The following is a 15,464-nucleotide window of genomic DNA, read 5'->3' as shown; positions in this document are numbered from 1 at the left end:
AGCACCGCAGGTTGCCCGTAGCGAAGCGGAGGGTCGCAGACAGTGGGGTCGCCTTCTTTTGCTTACTTTTCTTGGCGAGACAAGAAAAGTGAGTCGCCCGCCGGGGCGAGACCCGGCCTACGGCCTAAACAAAAAAGCACGCCCTCGGCACAAGAGCAACGCCAATCAAGCCCTGAACCTCTTCCGAGTCAAAGCCAACGCCACCCAAAACGCCACCCCCGCGTACACAGCCAGCACACAAGCATGCCGAACCCATCCCACAGGCCACTGATCCATGAACAAGGGCCGAACCAACGCCACAGCATTCGCCAACGGCAACCACCCAGCCACCACCTGCACAGCCCCAGGCAGTTGCTCGAGCGGAAAGAACACCCCACTCAAGAACATCATCGGCGTCATGAACAAGGTGAAGTAGTAGGTGAAGAAGTCATACCCCTTCGCCATCGCATTGAAGATCAGCGCGATCGATGAAAACGTGACCCCCGCCCCCGCCAGCACCAGCCACGCCACGAACAGCTTCGGACTGTGGCTGATCCCCAGCCCCAGCATCACGAACAGGATCGCCGTCACCGTGAAGATCGACTTGAACGCCGCCCACAGCATCTCCGCCAGCACGATGTCGTCGAGCCCCACCGGCGCGTTCATGATCCCGTCCCAGGTCTTCTGCACGTGCATGCGCGAGAAGGCCGAGTACAGCGCCTCGAACGAGGCCGCGTTCATCGCGCTCATGCAGATCGAGCCGCTCGCCAGGAACAGGATGTAGGGCACTTTCGTCTCGCCCACGCTCACCTGCCCCACCAGCGCGCCCATGCCGTAGCCGAAGGCCACGAGCCAGATCAGCGGCTCGGCGATGTTGCCGATCAGGCTCGGGATCGCGAGCTTGCGCCACACCAGCAGGTTGCGCAGGAACACGGGCCACCAGCGCATCGACAGCTGGGGCGGCCGCCACGCGGAAGGCGAGGGTGGCGAAGAAGAGGAGGGCTCGGTGGCGAGGGTCGGGGTGGTCATGCGATGCGATCGGTGGGTGTCTCTGATGTTCTCGTGGCGTGGCGCGTCACAGGCGTCAGCCGTCCTCGCGAATCTGCCGCCCCGTGAGCTTGAGGAACAGGTCCTCGAGGTTCGCGGGCCGGTGGAAGGTGCGCAGGCCCGGGTGCTGCGACAGCGCCTCGAGCAGGCGGCGCGCGTCCTGCGTGTAGAAGAACACCGTCTCGCCGCTGACCTCCACGCGCGCGGCCAGGGCGCGCAGCGCGTCGACGTTCGCCAGCGCGAGCGCGCCGTTGCCGTAGACCTCGACCACGTCGGGCTCGAGGTGCTCGGCGATCAGGTCGCGCGGGCGGCCCTCGGCGATCTTGCGGCCGTGGTCGAGCACCAGCAGGCGCGAGCACAGGCGCTCGGCCTCGTCCATGAAATGGGTGGTCAGCAGGATCGACTTGCCCTGCTGCAGCAGCACCTGCAGGCGCTCCCACATCAGGTGGCGCGCCTGCGGGTCGAGGCCGGTGGTGGGCTCGTCGAGCAGCAGCAGCTTGGGGTCGTTGACCAGCGCGCGCGCCAGCGAGAGCCGGCGCCGCATGCCGCCCGAGAGCTCGCCGGGCTTGGCATCGGCCTTGTGCGAGAGCGCCGCGAACTCGAGCAGCTGCGGCACGCGCTCGCGCACCTGCTTCTTCGCGAAGCCGAAGTAGCGGCCGTAGACCACGAGGTTCTCGGCGCAGCTGAAGTCGGGGTCGAGGGTGTCGAACTGCGACACCACGCCGAGCTGCGCCTTGATCGCGAGCGCGTCGCGCGGCATCTGCAGGCCCAGCGCCTCGATGCTGCCGCCGTCGGGCGCGGTGAGGCCCAGGCACATGCGGATGGTGGTGGTCTTGCCGGCGCCGTTCGGGCCGATCACGCCCAGGCATTCGCCGGGCGCGATGTCGAACGAGAGATCGTCGACCACCGTGGTGTCGCCGTAGCGCTTGCGCAGGTTCGCCACGCGAAAGAGCGGCGCGGCGGGCGCGGCGGCCGGCGAGGGGGGAACGGCAGCTTGGGAGGAGGAGTACACGGGCTGGACCTGGAAGGAGAAAGACGAGGAGGGCCGCGGAACGCGACGATTCTGACGCAGGCCGGCGCGCGGCGCCGTCCGTCGGAGGACCAGGGTTCATCGCGAGTCCACGGCGCGCGCGAGCGATACACAATCGCGGCTTCGCCGGCCCCGGCCGCGTTCCGTCCACGCATCCTTTCGTCCGAACTTCCATGCAGACCCGCCACAGGCCGTGCACTTTCTTCCTCCGGGGCCGCGGCCGATGACGGCGTCGACCGCGTCGCGGCCCTGGCGTGCGCTGCTGCTCGTGCTGTGCAGCGCGCTGCTCGCGGCCTGCGCGCCCTTCCATCGCTCGATCGGCGCGGCGGAGCGCGCGAAGCTGCCCGAGGTCGACGTGCGCGTGGTGGTCGCGCAGGAGAGCTTCATGTTCTCGGCCCAGCCGCCCGGCGCGGCCGCGGCGCTCGGCGGCGGCATGATCGGCGCGCTGATCGACTCCTCGGTGCAGCAGGCGCGGCAGAAGGAAATGAGCGCCGAGGTCGGCGCCACGGTCGGGCCGCTGCTCGACTACGACTACCGCACCGAGGCCGGCATCGCGCTCGGCGAGATCGGTGCCACCGGCCTCCATCCGCCGCTGCGCATCGCCTCGGCGCAGGTGCTGCCCGCGATGCCGCCCAAGGCGCAGCACGAGGCGCGCATCGCGGCCACGCGCAACGGGCCCGCCTACCTCGTGCTGCTGCTGCAGTACGCGCTCGAACCGGGGCTCGGTGCCTTCACCACGCGCACCACCGCGCTGCTGTGGCAGGGTGGCGGCAGCGAGCCGGTCTACCGCGCGGGCGCGATCTACCAGTCGCCGATCGGCGGCGGCACGCGGCCCACGGTGGTGCGGCGTCTGGTCGCCAACGATGGGCAGGCGCTGCGCGCCGTGATGCGCGACTCGGTGATGCAGACCCTGCGCCTGTTCGCGCTCGACATCGCGGGCGCGCGCGCGGGGCCGGTGAAGACCGCGCGCTTCAACGTCAACGGCACCTGGGTCGTGATCGGCGGCCAGGGCATCGAGGACACGCAGGCCGGCGCGCCGCGCGTGCTGTTCCGCGACGAGGACAAGGCGCTGTATTCGATCCGGAGCACCGTGCCATGACGCGGCTTCGCTTCCATCGCACCGCGGCGCTCGTGCTGCTGGCCTGCGCGCTGACGCCTTGGGCGCACGCGGTCGACGAGAACGAGCCGCTGAGCATGGTCTTCGAGTCCTCGCCCGAGCCCGGGCAGCGGCCCGACGAGGCACCGGTGCTGGCGTTCCGCATCGCGCAGCGCTGCACGCTGTTCGTCGCGCGCGTCGACGACATCCGCCGCAACAAGAGCCACATGGGCAACCTCACGCGCATGATGCCGACGGTGCATGCCACGCCGCGCCGCGTGGAGTCGCTGCGCGGCGGCGATGCCGTGCCCTGGGTGCGCGACGCGCTGCTGGCCACGCGCCGCTACGGCTTCGACACGCTCGCGGCCGCGCCGCCGGCCGCGGGCCTGGCGCGCCGCCAGCTCGGCGCCGAGGTCTCGCTGCGGCTCGCGCATGCCTGGTCGGTCGACCTCAACCTGGTGTCGCACGTGGCGATCAAGGTCGACTATCGGCTGCCGGGCGGCGCCACCGTCTCGCGCCAGTACCACGGCATGGGCACGCGCGCCAACTGGGCCAGCGCCAACGGCGAGTTCATGACGGTGCTGAACCTCGGCCTCGAGGAAGCGGTGCGCGGCATGGTCAACGACGCCGAGCGGCTGTGCGACGGCCGGCCGCTGCCGCCCGAGGCACCCTGAGCGACAGGGCTACATCCGCAGCCCGGTGAACTCGTCCTTCATCCAGTCGATGAAAGCACGCGTGCGCGCCGGCAGCAGCCGCGCGTTCGGATAGACCACGCTGACCGGGCGCGGCGGCGGTTCGAAGTCCTCGAGCACCAGCGCGAGCCGGCCCTGCGCCACCAGCGGCAGCACCTGGTAGGAGAAGAAGGTGCCGAAGCCCATGCCGGCGGCGCAGGCCTCGACGGCGGGTGCGAGGTGGTTGAACTCGAGCCGCGTGACGGTCGCCACATGGATGGTGCGGCTGCCTTCGTGAAAGCTCCATTGCGCGGGCGCGTCGATCCGGCCGCGCACCGCGGGCGCGCCGGCCAGGTCGCGCGGATGGCGTGGCGTGCCGTGGCGCTTCAGGTAATCGGGGCTCGCGGCCACCACGCGGCGGATGCTGCCGAGGGTCTGCGCGACCAGCGAGGAATCTTCGAGGCTGCCGATGCGGATGCCGACGTCGATGCCTTCCTCGAGCAGGTTCACCGTGCGGTCGTACAGCAGCACGCTGCAGCGCACGCGCGCATGGCGCTGCATGAAGCGCGTGATCGCGGGCGCCACGTACATGTGGCCGAACAGCACCGGCGCGGTGATCGCGAGCCGGCCCTCGGGCTCGCGCGCCTCGGCCTGCAGCGCGAGGTCGGCGGCATCGGCCGCCAGCAGCACCTCGCGCGCGGCGGGCAGGTAGTGGCGGCCTTCCTCGGTCAGCGACAGCCGCCGCGTGGTGCGATGGAACAGCCGCACGCCCAGGTGCGCCTCGAGCGCCGCGAGCGCGCGCACCACCGCAGGCAGCGAGCTGCCGAGTGCCTCGGCGGCGCGGGTCAGGCTGCCCTGGTCGGCAATCTGCACGAAGGTCTGCATGGCCTTGAAGCGATCCATCGGGCGATTAGATCGGATTCATCCAAAAAACGCAGCAGTCAAATCCGGGGATGCGTATTTATCCGATCGACGCAAGAGCGAAGAATCGATGCCGACGCCATCACTTCGAGGATTCCGCCCATGACCGCTCCCCGCCAACCGGCCCGGCCCATCAAGCTCTACGGCACGCCGGTCTCGGGCCACGTGCATCGCGTGCGCCTGTTCCTGACGCTGCTCGACCTGCCCTTCGAGGCCATCGACATCGACATGCGCGCCCGCGCCAACCGCGCGCCCGATTTCCTCGCGCGCAATGCCTTCGGCCAGGTGCCGGTGATCGAGGACGGCGAGCTCACGCTTGCCGACTCGAACGCGATCCTGGTCTACCTCAACGAGCGCTATGCCCCCGACCCCGGCCGCTGGATGCCGCGCGATGCCTACGGCGCGGCGCAGGTGCAGCGCTGGTTCTCGGTGGCCGCGGGCCAGCTCGCCTTCGGGCCGGCGGCCGCGCGCGTTTACGCGCTGTTCGGCCGGCCCGACGATCCGAGCGAGGTGCGCAAGCGCGCCCATGCGCTGTTCGAGGTGATGGAGCAGCATCTCGCGGCCCAGCCCTTCCTGGCCGGCGAATCGGTCACGCTGGCCGACATCGCGAACTACGCCTATGTGGCCCATGCGCCCGAGGGCGGCGTGCCGCTCGATGCCTATGCGAACGTGCGGCGGTGGCTCGCGCGCGTCGAGGCGCTGCCGGGCTTCGTGCCGATGGTGCGCTCGCCGGTCGCGCGGGCCGCCTGAGAGCTTTCGCCATGATCGACATCCCCTTCCACGCCGGCGAGCGCGCGATGCAGCTGCAGGCCGGCTCGCGCGAGGTCATGGCCATGGCGGGGCCGCGCGTGATCCGCGACTTCATGCCCGACCAGCACCGCGATTTCTTCGCGCTGCTGCCCTTTCTCGTCACCGGCAGCATCGACGCACAGGGCCAGCCCTGGGCCAGCATGCTGGCCGCTCCGGCCGGCTTCGCGCATTCGCCCGACCCGGCGCACCTGCGCATCGATGCGCTGCCCGATGCCGGCGATCCGCTCGCGGCCTCGCTGCGCGACGGCGCGACGCTCGGGCTGCTCGGCATCCAGCCGCACACGCGGCGGCGCAACCGCATGAACGGCACGGTCGAGGCGCTCGACGCGGCGGGCTTCACGCTCGAGGTGCAGCAGAGCTTCGGCAACTGCCCGAAGTACATCCAGGCGCGCGAGCCCGTCTACCGGCCGCCGGCCTCGGCGCCCGCGGCGGTGCAGCGGCTCGATGGGCTCGACGACGCGGCACGCGCCTTGATCCGGCGCGCCGACACGTTGTTCATCGCGAGTGCCCATCCCGCGAGCGCGGCCATCGGCGGCGACGAGGTCGATGCCAGCGCGCGCGGCGTCGACGTCTCGCACCGCGGCGGCCGGCCCGGCTTCGTGCGCGTGGACGACATCGGCGGCGGTGTGCTGACGGTGCCCGACTTCACCGGCAACCGCTTCTTCAACACCCTGGGCAACCTGCTGGCCTATCCGCGCGCGGGTCTGTTGTTCGTCGACTTCGACAGCGGCGAGATGCTGCATGTCGCGGCCACGGCCGAGATCGTGATCGACGGGCCCGAGCTCGCGTCCTTCGAGGGCGCCGAGCGGCTGCTGCGGCTGCGCGTGCAGCAGGTGCTGCGCCGGCCCGGCGCGCTGCCGCTGCGCTGGGGCGCGGCGCAGCTGTCGCCGTTCCTGGAGCGCATGGGGCAGTGGGCCGAGGCAGCGGCCTGAGTACCGGGCGCCGTGTTCAGTCGAACTGCGGAATGCGCCCGTTGACCGACGGCCGATAGCGCCAGCCGCGCTCGAGCAGCCGCTCGACCTCGGCGCGGCGCTCGCGCAGCAGGGCCTCGAGCCCGGCCGCCGCGAGCGTGCAGGCCAGCGCCTGTCCCGGGCACGCATGCAGGCCATGCCCGAAGCCCAGCATACGGCGCCGCGCGCGCAGCGGCTGGAAGCGATCGGGCTCGGGATTGAAGGCCGGATCGCGGTTCGCGGCCGCCAGCACCAGCAGCACCGCATCGCCCGCGGCCAGCGTCGTGCCCGCGATGTCCACCGGCTCGGCCACGAAGCGCCGCGTGTTGTGCACCGAGGGATCGTGGCGCGCGGTCTCCTGCACCACCATCTGCAGCCCGTCGCGCGTGGCGGCCGCCTCGCGCGCGGCCGGTTCGCGCCGCAAGGCGATCAGGCCGTTGCCGACCAGGCCGGCCGTGGCATCGCAGGTCTGCGACAGCAGGCCGACGAGGTTCGCGAGCAGCGCGCGCGAGGGCGGCGTGCCCGCGGGCTCGGCCTCGCGCACCGCCGCGAGCAGCGTGCCGCGCGCGGCCGGTGCGTCGGCCACCAGGGCTTCGAAGCGCGTCATCAGCGCGGCCGCCGCAACGCTCGCCGCACGCAGCTGCGCTTCGCTCGACAGCGGCGACAGGCAGGCCACGAAGTCGCGCATCCAGCCGTCGACCCGCGGCAGCGCCGCATCGCCGAAGCCCAGCAGCCGCGCCACCGCGCGCAGCGGGATCGAGAACAGCGCGTCCGACAGCGGCAGCGCGCGCGTGAGCGCGGCCGTTTCGAGCGCGGTGGCATGCGCGCCCTGCAGGTCGAGGCCCGCGAGCGCGCGCTGCAGCGCGGGCCGGTGCGCCTGGTGCGCCGCGCCTTCGTTCATGCGCACCAGGTGGCCGAAGACCTCGCCCGCGGGCTGGCCGACGATGGCGCGCGGCACCGGCTCGGCGGCCGGGCGCACGCGCAGCGCGCCGTGGACCTGCAGCAGCGTCTCGATGACCTCGGCGCGGCTCGCGACCCACAGGCGCAGCGTGGCGTTCCAGGCCAGCGGCGGGCCGTCGCGCAGGGTGGCGTAGTAGGGATAGGGATCGGGATGCACGACGGCCTTGACGGGGTCGGCCGGGGGCATCGTCTCGAGGGTGGGGTGCGGCGTGCTCATGGCCGAAGTCTGCGCCGCCCGTGTCCGCCACACTTCGCTCGCGGTCGAAGTGTGGGATGGCATGGCGCCTTAGGATCGCCGCATGAACACCGCCGCCTCCGCGAACCCGGACCTCCAGCTCGCCCGCCTCGCCGGCGCCATCGCCGAGCCCGCGCGCGCCCGCATGCTCAGCTGCCTGATGGACGGCCATGCGCGCACCGCCACCGAGCTCGCGACCGTGGCCGAGGTCGCGCCCTCGACCGCGAGCGCGCACCTCGCGCGGCTCAAGGAGGAACGGCTGGTCGCGCTGCTGGTGCAGGGCAAGCACCGCTACTTCCGGCTCGCCGACGACGACGTGGCGGCCGCGCTCGAAGGCCTGATGGTGGTGGCCGGCGCGCCGCGCGTGGCCGGGTTCAAGCCCAGCACGCCGAGCCGGCTGCGCAGCGCGCGCACTTGCTACGACCACATGGCCGGCACGGCGGGCGTCGCGCTGCACGACCGGCTGCATGCGCAGGGCTGGCTCAGCGGCCTCGCGAGCGGCTCCTACGAACTCACGACCGAGGGCGCGGTCGCGCTCGAGAGCCTGGGCGTGGAGGTCGACGCGGTGCGGCGTTCGCGCCGCCGCTTCGCCTGCGCCTGCCTCGACTGGAGCGAGCGCCGCCCGCACCTGGGCGGCGCGCTCGGCGCCGCGTGGCTGCAGCTCTCGCTGAAACGCGGCTGGGTGCGCCAGGAGCTCGACGGCCGCGCGCTCGCGCTCACGCCCAAGGCCGTGCGCGAGATGCCCGAGCTGTTCGCGGGTGCCTGATCGGGCCTCGAATCAGGCCTTGAGCTTGAGCAGGTAGATCAGCGGGCCCGCCATCGCGGTGTCGAGCTCGAGGAAGCCCTCGAAGTCCTTGCCCGCCATCCAGTAAGCGTCCCAGTTGTTCTTCCGGATGGTCTTCTGCCAGAGGTCGGCCACGGTCGCGCGACGCACCGCCTCGAGCAGCACCGCACGCCGCTCGGGCGTCACCTTCTTGCCGGTGAGCACGCCGCGCCAGTTGGCGAGGTCGGCGTCCACGCCCTGCTCGCGCACCGAGGGGATGCCGAGGAAGGGGCGCCTGGCCGACACGCCGATGGCGCGCAGCTTGCCGCTCGCGAGGGCCTCGCTGAATTCGCTGTAGCCCGAGATGCCGGCCGCCGACTTGCCCGACTCGAGCGACTCCACCACCTGCGCGCCGCCCGGGTGCGGCTGGTAGACCAGCGCCGCGGTGTTGCCCGCCACGCGCGCCAGCATGCCGGCGTACATGTGGTCCACGCCGCCAGCCGAACCGCCAGCGATCACCGTCCTGGCGGCGTCGGCGCGCAACTGGGCGATCAGGTCCTTGGGCGTCTTGATCGGCGAATCGGCGCGCACCGCCACCACCTCGTAGTCGCTCGTGAGGCGCGCCACCGGCGCCACCTGGGCCAGCGTCACGGCCGGCTTCTGCAGCGCCACCGCGCCGACCATCACCATGCCGCTCATCAGGATCGCGTCGGGATCGGCGTCGTACTTCTCGACGTACTTCGCGAGGCCGATGGTGCCGCCCTTGCCGCCGATGTTCTCGTAGACCACGTCGCCCACCGCGCCCGAGGCCAGCATGGCGGCGCCGAGCGCGCGGCCGGTCTGGTCCCAGCCGCCGCCCTCGTTGGCGGGGATCACGATGCGCAGCTTCGCGGTCAGCTGCGGCTCGGCCGCGCGCACGGCCCCCGTTCCCAGCACGGCCATCGCGCCCAGCCAGGCATGGAAGCGCCGGCGTCCGGGCGAAGGCGGCAGGGCGGTCGGGTGCGGCATGTTTGTTTCCGATTGTCTAAAAAGGTAAACAAATGATGGCGCAAGGCGCCTGTCGTGTCGGTGACAGGCACCCAGGGGAAAACCCGGGGAATGGGCCCTCGGCCCTGCCGAATGCGGAACTAAGTCACGCTTTGGGCCGACGCGGCCTTACTGGAACGCCACTTCCGCGAAGCTGCGCAGCTTGCGGCTGTGCAGCCGGGTCGAGCCTTCCTGGCGCAGGATCTCGATCGCGCGCATGCCGATGCGCAGGTGCTGCTCCACGCGCTCGCGGTAGAAGTGGTTGGCCATGCCGGGCAGCTTGATCTCGCCGTGCAGCGGCTTGTCGCTGACGCACAGCAGGGTGCCGTAGGGCACGCGGAAACGGAAGCCGTTGGCCGCGATGGTCGCGCTCTCCATGTCGAGCGCCACCGCGCGGCTCTGGCTGAAGCGGCGCTGCGGCTGGTTGCCGGGCAGCAGCTCCCAGTTGCGGTTGTCGGTGCTCGCCACCGTGCCGGTGCGCATGATCTTCTTGAGCTCGGGCCCCTCGCACTTGGTGACGTCGGCCACCGCCTGCTCGAGCGCGAGCTGGATCTCCGACAGCGCGGGGATCGGCACCCACAGCGGCAGCTCCTCGTCGAGCACGTGGTCCTCGCGCACGTAGGCGTGGGCCAGCACGTAGTCGCCGAGCTGCTGCGTGTTGCGCAGGCCCGCGCAGTGGCCCAGCATCATCCAGGCATGCGGGCGCAGCACCGCGATGTGGTCGGTGATGGTCTTGGCATTGGCCGGGCCGACGCCGATGTTGACCATGGTGATGCCGCTGCAGTCCTCGCGCACCAGGTGGTAGGCCGGCATCTGCGGCAGCCGCGGCGGCGCCGTGCCCTGGCTGCCGTCGAGCAGGTGGCCGAAGGTGGCGCAGGCGCCGGCCGAGAGCCCGCGCCGGCGCGTCACCACGTTGCCGGGCTCGATGAAGGCGATGTACTCGCTGTGCTCGTCGGCCATCGCCTCGTGGCCCAGGCGCACGAACTCGTCGATGTAGAACTGGTAGTTGGTGAACAGCACGAAGTTCTGGAACCAGTCGGGCAGGGTGCCCGTGTAGTGGCGCAGCCGGTGCAGCGAGTAGTCGACGCGCGCGCCCGTGAACAGCGCCAGCGGCTGCGCCTCGCCGGGCAGCGCCTCGAAGGTGCCGTTGGCGATGCCGTCGTCCATCGCGCCCAGGTCGGGCAGGTCGAACACGTCGCGCATCAGCGCGCGCCGCTCGGGGCTCATCGTGCCCTCGATGTGGTCGTTCTCGGCGAACGAGAAATGGATCGGGATCGGCTGCGTGCTGGTGCCCACCTCGAGCTCGACCTGGTGGTTCTCGAGCAGCAGCCGGAACTGGTCGAGGTAGTAGCGCGCATAGAGGTCGGGCCGCGTCAGCGTGGTCTCGTAGCGCCCGGGCCCGGCCACGAAGCCGTAGCTCAGGCCGGCATTGGCCGGCGGCGTGTGGCGCGCCACCGTGTGGGTGTGGACCCGCACGAAGGGATAGCAGGCGCGCACGCGGCCCGGCAGCTCGTCGCCGTCCACGAAGCGCAGCATCGATTCGCGCAGATGGGCGAGTCCGCCCTGGTAGATGGCCTTCACCTGGTCGAGCGCGGCGGCGGCGTCGGTGAAGCGGGCGGGTGCGACGAAGGGGGGCATGTAGGGCATGGCGGCATTGTGCAATGCCGTCGTGACCGCTCGCGGGCTGGAGCCTCAGGCCAGCAGGCAGCCCAGCACCTTCGCGAGCATGTCGTCCACATCCGCCGCGGGCACCGCGCCCGGCAGCGCGATGTCGCCGTGCATCACGAACACCGGCTTGCCCCACTTCAGGCCCATCGCCATCTCCGACAGCGTGCCCATGTTGCCGCCGATGGCGACCAGGCACAGGCCGCTGCGCGCGACGATGCCGTTGCGCAGCTCGCCCATGCCGGTGGGGATGGCCACGCCGAGCCATTCGTTGGCGTTGCGGTCGTCGTCCTCGGGCAGGATGCCCACGGCGATGCCGCCGGCCTCGGCGGCGCCGCGCGAGGCCGCGGCCATCACGCCGCCGCGTCCGCCGCACACCACCGCCATGCCGGCGCCGGCCAGTGCATGCGCGACCGCATAGGCGGCCTCGCACTCGGCGGGCCCGCCATCGCCGGGGCCGATGATCGCCACCGGCTGGCGATGGCGTTCGGGCCCGCGCTGCCGCTGCGCGAGGCGCGCGAGCGCCTCAATGACCGGCGCCGACCGCACCGCGTTCACGCCTTCGCGCAAGCACATCGCCCACTCCCATCACGATCACACACACCACCATCAGCACCAGCGACAGCGCCGCCGCCACCGCGAAATCGGAACCGCCGTCGCCCACCTGTGCCAAGAGCATCAGCGGCAGGATGTTGAGCTGCGTGCCCACCAGCGCCAGCGCCGTGCCGTAGGTGCCCATCGCGATCGCGGCCACCATGCAGGCGTTCGACAGCACCGAGGGCGCGACCTCGGGCAGCACCGTGTCCCAGAAGGCCCGCGCGCGCGAGGCGCCGAGCGTGCGCGCGGCCTGCGCCGGGCGCGGGTCGAGGTTGGCGAACACCGGGTACAGCGACAGCGCCACGCGCGGGATCAGGTAGTAGGCATAGGCGAAGCCCAGGCCCGACACGCTGTAGATCCAGCTGCCGAGCACGGCGGGATCGGCGCCGAGCCCGGCCATGAGCTGGGTCACGAAGCCCGCGCGGCCGAAGGCCAGGATGAAGCCGTAGGCGATCACCAGCCCCGAGAAGGCCAGCGGCAGGCCCAGCAGGGTCATCAGCCACTGGCGCCGCGCGGCCGGCTGGCGCGCGAGCTCGATCGCGATGCAGGTGCCGACCAGCGCCGACACCGCGCCCGCCGCCAGCCCGAGCGCCAGCGTGTTGCGCAGCGCGCCGAAGAACAGCGGGTTGCCGACCAGCCGGCCGAAGGCGCTGCCGCGCTCGGCGAAGGCCTCGGGCAGCAGCGCAGCCAGCGGCACCGCGAAGAACAGCGCCATGAAGGCCCAGGCGGGCCAGGCACCGAAGCGTCTCATCACGAAGCGCCTACTTCCCCAGCGCGGCCTGGGCCCAGAGCTTGTCGAGCTCGGCCTTGCGCTCCGAGGCCTTCACCACGTCGAGCGGGCGGATCTGCGGCGCGGCCGGCATCTTCGCGGCGACGTCGGCGGACAGCGGCGTGCCCGGCACCGCGGGCCGCACGAAGCCCTGCGCGAACAGCGACTGGCCGGCCTCGCTCATGATGAAGTTGAGCCACAGCTTGCCGGCGTTCGGGTTCGGGCCGTTCTTCACCAGGCTGATCGCATAGGGCGCGGCCACGCTGGCCTCCTTCGGGATCACGACCTCGACCGCGTCGCCCATGCTGTCGACATGCTTGGCCTTGAGGCCGTCGTTCTCGTAGCTGATCCAGACCGGGATCTCGCCCTTGAGGAACTTGGCGTAAGGCGTGGTGCCTTCCACGCGCAGCACGTTGCCGGCCGCATGCAGCTTGCCGAGGTAGTCGGTGCCGGGCTGCACGTTGTCGACGCCGCCGCCGTTGGCATAGGCCGCGGCGAAGGTCAGCACCTGGCCGATGCCGGTGGAGCGCGGGTCGAGGTAGACCACCGTGCTCTTGAACTCGGGCTTGAGCAGGTCGGCCCAGCCGGTGGGCACGTTCTTCACCAGCTTCCTGTTCACGAGGAACGCGATGTTGAGCGTGTGGATGGTGAACCAGCGACCCTCGGCCTCGCGGAACACGGCCGGCAGCTTGTCGAAGTTGACGGGCTTGAACGGCGCGACCACGTCCTTCTTCGCGGCATCGACGGCCGAGGCCGCGAAGTAGTAGGCGGTGTCGGCCTGCGGGCGGCGTTTCGTTTTTTCCAGCGCGACCACGGTGGCGGCCGAGCCGATGTCGTTGTAGGTCAGCTCGATCTCGGGATAGCGCTTCTTGAAGTCGCGGAACAGCGACTTCCAGTTGGCCCATTCGGGGCCGGTGTCGAAGGAGACGCACAGGCCTTCCTTCTGCGCCTCGGCATAGAGCGCCTTCTCGCCCGCGTAGAGCTCGGGGCCGTCGAAGGCGAAGGCGGTGCGCGCGAGCGCCAGCACGGGCAGGGCGCCGGCGGCCTGGATCAGATGTCTGCGTTGCATGGAAGTGGCTCCTTGGGAGGAAGGGATGTCAGTGGTCGAGCAGGCGAAGGTGTTCGGGCGCGATCGCGATGGCCTCGGTGGCCGGCCGCGCCGATTCGGCGAGAAAGGGCCTGGGCGCGCCCGGCACCTCGAAGTCGTAGCGCGTCAGCGAGCCCAGGTAGCGCTGCGCGCCGCAGCGGCCCGCGATGCGGTTCGGCGTGCCGGGCGCGGGATCGGCCGCGATGTGCTCGGGCCGCACCAGCACGTGCAGCGCGGTGCCGGGCGCGCGCATGCCGGTGGGCGCCGCGAGCTGGGCGAAGCCCAGGTCCAGCTTGTTGAGGCCCGCCACCTTGGCCGGCAGGATCGTCGAGAGCCCGACGAACTCGGCCACCGCGCGGCTCGCGGGCTCTTCGTAGATCTCGCGCGGCGTGGCGATCTGCAGCAGCCGCCCATCCTTGAGCATCGCCACGCGGTCGGCCATGGCGAGCGCCTCTTCCTGGTCGTGCGTGACCAGCAAGGTGGTGGCGCCGAAGCGCTGCTGGATCGCGCGGATCTGGTCGCGCAGGTGGCCGCGCACGCTGGCATCGAGCGCCGACAGCGGCTCGTCGAGCAGCAGCGCGCGCGGGTCGATCGCGAGCGCGCGCGCCAGCGCCACGCGCTGCTGCTGCCCGCCCGAGAGCTGCGCGACGGCGCGCTGTGCGTACTCGCCCAGGCCCACGGTGTCGAGCAGGGCCTGCGCGCGCTGGCGGCGCTCGGCGGTCGCCACCTTTCGCAGCTTGAGGCCGTAGGCCACGTTGTCGAGCACGCTCAGGTGCGGGAACAGCGCATAGCTCTGGAACACCATGCCGATGTGGCGCCGGTGCACCGGCGTGCGCGACATGTCCTCGCCGTCGAGCGCGATGCGGCCCGTGTGGCCGGTCTCGAGGCCCGACACCAGCTTGAGCAGCGTGGACTTGCCCGAGCCGCTGGGCCCGATCACCGCGACCAGCTCGCCGGTGCGCACGTCGAGCGAGACCTCGTGCAGCCCGTGCGTGCTGCCGGGGTAGTTGTAGCTGACCGTGTCGAGGAGGAGGCTCATGGCGTGACGGCGCGTTGCTTCACCAGGGAGGAGGAAAGAAGCGCCGACGCGCTCGCCAGCACCAGGAGGATGACGGTGGCCGCGCAGGCGAAGCCCGTGGCGCCGTAGAAGGCCTGCAGCAGCACCACCGGGTAGGTGCGGTTCTGGAAGCTGGTGAGCAGGTTCGACACGCCGAACTCGCCGACCGAGATCGCCGCCACCATCACCAGCCCGCTGATCAGGCTCTGGCGCAGGCTCGGCAGCACGATGCCGTTGAACTGCTGCCAGCCCGTGGCGCCGAGCGTGGCCGCGGCCTGCTCGAGCCGGTCCAGGTCGAGGTGGCGCAGGTCGGTCAGCAGCGTGTTCGTGAGGTAGGGCAGCGTGAGGATCGCGTGCGCCGCGATCAACAGCGGCATCGAGCCCAGCCAGGGCGCGAGGTCGGTGTTGAACACGATCATGTAGCCGAAGGCCAGCGTGATCGCCGGCACCGCCACCGGCGTGGCGCTCACGATGCGCGCCGCCAGGCTGCCGCCGCGCCGCGCGCCGTGATACAGCGCATAGGCCAGCGGCAGCGCCAGCACGGTGTTGATCGCGCAGGCCGAGAGCGCCACCACCAGGCTGCTCACGAAGGCCTTGCGAAACGAGGTGTCGAGCCAGAGGTCGACATACCACTGCCCGGTGAGGCCCGTGGGCAGCAGCGTGTTGGTCCAGTTGCCGCCCACGCTGCCGATCAGCAGCAGGGCGATGGGCAGCAGCAGGTACAGGCCGTAGAGGAGCGAGATGCCGCGAACCAAGGGTGTGTCTCCGTGTCACGCGCGGCCGGCATACTTTCCGGATGCG

General features: G+C 71.3%; 16 protein-coding genes. 5 read left to right on the top strand and 11 right to left on the bottom strand.

The window, feature by feature from the left end:
* Nucleotides 1-165: 165 nt before the first annotated feature.
* The gene (locus ACODT0_RS25985; RefSeq protein ID WP_489042644.1) at nucleotides 166-1,008 is read right to left on the bottom strand and encodes an ABC transporter permease; all 843 of its coding nucleotides are present in this window, start codon (nucleotides 1,006-1,008) and stop codon (nucleotides 166-168) included.
* Between the two features lie 55 nt (nucleotides 1,009-1,063).
* Nucleotides 1,064-2,038 (bottom strand): ATP-binding cassette domain-containing protein, encoded by a 975-nt coding sequence (locus ACODT0_RS25980; protein ID WP_057592588.1) that lies wholly within the window; start codon nucleotides 2,036-2,038, stop codon nucleotides 1,064-1,066.
* Nucleotides 2,039-2,279: 241 nt separating this feature from the next.
* Here ACODT0_RS25980 and ACODT0_RS25975 point away from each other — a divergent pair, with 241 nt between their 5' ends.
* Both ACODT0_RS25975 and ACODT0_RS25970 read left to right on the top strand, forming a co-directional pair.
* A complete protein-coding gene (locus ACODT0_RS25975) occupies nucleotides 2,280-3,155 on the top strand; it encodes a hypothetical protein (RefSeq protein WP_261212277.1) in 876 nt (291 codons plus the stop codon).
* On the top strand, nucleotides 3,152-3,826 hold the full coding sequence (locus ACODT0_RS25970; protein WP_057592586.1) for a hypothetical protein: 675 nt from the start codon (nucleotides 3,152-3,154) through the stop codon (nucleotides 3,824-3,826). The genes ACODT0_RS25975 and ACODT0_RS25970 overlap by 4 nt, the downstream gene beginning before the upstream one ends.
* A gap of 9 nt (nucleotides 3,827-3,835) precedes the next feature.
* Here ACODT0_RS25970 and ACODT0_RS25965 read toward each other — a convergent pair whose 3' ends face one another.
* Complete coding sequence (locus ACODT0_RS25965; RefSeq protein ID WP_422098290.1) at nucleotides 3,836-4,726, bottom strand: LysR family transcriptional regulator; 891 nt, start codon at nucleotides 4,724-4,726, stop codon at nucleotides 3,836-3,838.
* Nucleotides 4,727-4,846: 120 nt separating this feature from the next.
* Here ACODT0_RS25965 and ACODT0_RS25960 point away from each other — a divergent pair, with 120 nt between their 5' ends.
* Together ACODT0_RS25960 and ACODT0_RS25955 are read left to right on the top strand one after the other, a co-directional pair.
* Nucleotides 4,847-5,494 (top strand): glutathione S-transferase family protein, encoded by a 648-nt coding sequence (locus ACODT0_RS25960; RefSeq protein ID WP_261212282.1) that lies wholly within the window; start codon nucleotides 4,847-4,849, stop codon nucleotides 5,492-5,494.
* 11 nt (nucleotides 5,495-5,505) lie between these two features.
* Entirely contained in the window at nucleotides 5,506-6,486 is a 981-nt protein-coding gene (locus ACODT0_RS25955; RefSeq protein WP_489042643.1) for a flavin-nucleotide-binding protein, read from the top strand.
* A gap of 16 nt (nucleotides 6,487-6,502) precedes the next feature.
* Here the strand turns inward: ACODT0_RS25955 and ACODT0_RS25950 are convergent, their stop codons facing one another.
* Nucleotides 6,503-7,681 carry a cytochrome P450 gene (locus tag ACODT0_RS25950; RefSeq protein WP_489042642.1) on the bottom strand — a complete coding sequence of 393 codons (1,179 nt, stop codon included), beginning with the start codon at nucleotides 7,679-7,681 and terminating at the stop codon, nucleotides 6,503-6,505.
* Between the two features lie 82 nt (nucleotides 7,682-7,763).
* Between ACODT0_RS25950 and ACODT0_RS25945 the strand changes: the two genes are divergently transcribed.
* On the top strand, nucleotides 7,764-8,465 hold the full coding sequence (locus tag ACODT0_RS25945; RefSeq protein WP_057592581.1) for an ArsR/SmtB family transcription factor: 702 nt from the start codon (nucleotides 7,764-7,766) through the stop codon (nucleotides 8,463-8,465).
* A gap of 12 nt (nucleotides 8,466-8,477) precedes the next feature.
* Here the strand turns inward: ACODT0_RS25945 and ACODT0_RS25940 are convergent, their stop codons facing one another.
* The 7 genes from ACODT0_RS25940 to ACODT0_RS25910 all read right to left on the bottom strand — a co-directional run bounded on the left by ACODT0_RS25940 (nucleotide 8,478) and on the right by ACODT0_RS25910 (nucleotide 15,418).
* Entirely contained in the window at nucleotides 8,478-9,470 is a 993-nt protein-coding gene (locus tag ACODT0_RS25940) for a Bug family tripartite tricarboxylate transporter substrate binding protein (RefSeq protein WP_489042641.1), read from the bottom strand.
* 147 nt (nucleotides 9,471-9,617) lie between these two features.
* A complete protein-coding gene (locus tag ACODT0_RS25935) occupies nucleotides 9,618-11,135 on the bottom strand; it encodes an AMP nucleosidase (protein ID WP_489042640.1) in 1,518 nt (505 codons plus the stop codon).
* 45 nt (nucleotides 11,136-11,180) lie between these two features.
* Nucleotides 11,181-11,729, bottom strand: coding sequence for a TIGR00725 family protein (locus tag ACODT0_RS25930; protein ID WP_261212290.1), 549 nt, complete (start codon nucleotides 11,727-11,729; stop codon nucleotides 11,181-11,183).
* Nucleotides 11,680-12,501 carry an ABC transporter permease gene (locus ACODT0_RS25925; protein WP_057592579.1) on the bottom strand — a complete coding sequence of 274 codons (822 nt, stop codon included), beginning with the start codon at nucleotides 12,499-12,501 and terminating at the stop codon, nucleotides 11,680-11,682. The genes ACODT0_RS25930 and ACODT0_RS25925 overlap by 50 nt, the downstream gene beginning before the upstream one ends.
* A 10-nt stretch (nucleotides 12,502-12,511) precedes the next feature.
* Nucleotides 12,512-13,588, bottom strand: a complete 1,077-nt coding sequence (locus tag ACODT0_RS25920) for an extracellular solute-binding protein (RefSeq protein WP_489042639.1) — start codon at nucleotides 13,586-13,588, stop codon at nucleotides 12,512-12,514.
* A gap of 28 nt (nucleotides 13,589-13,616) precedes the next feature.
* Nucleotides 13,617-14,645 (bottom strand): ABC transporter ATP-binding protein, encoded by a 1,029-nt coding sequence (locus ACODT0_RS25915; RefSeq protein ID WP_489042638.1) that lies wholly within the window; start codon nucleotides 14,643-14,645, stop codon nucleotides 13,617-13,619.
* Entirely contained in the window at nucleotides 14,642-15,418 is a 777-nt protein-coding gene (locus ACODT0_RS25910) for an ABC transporter permease (protein ID WP_489042637.1), read from the bottom strand. The genes ACODT0_RS25915 and ACODT0_RS25910 overlap by 4 nt, the downstream gene beginning before the upstream one ends.
* Nucleotides 15,419-15,464: the final 46 nt, after the last annotated feature.

It is taken from the genome of Variovorax sp. FG153 (assembly GCF_057809595.1).
This window is presented reverse-complemented; position numbering and strand designations above follow the sequence as displayed.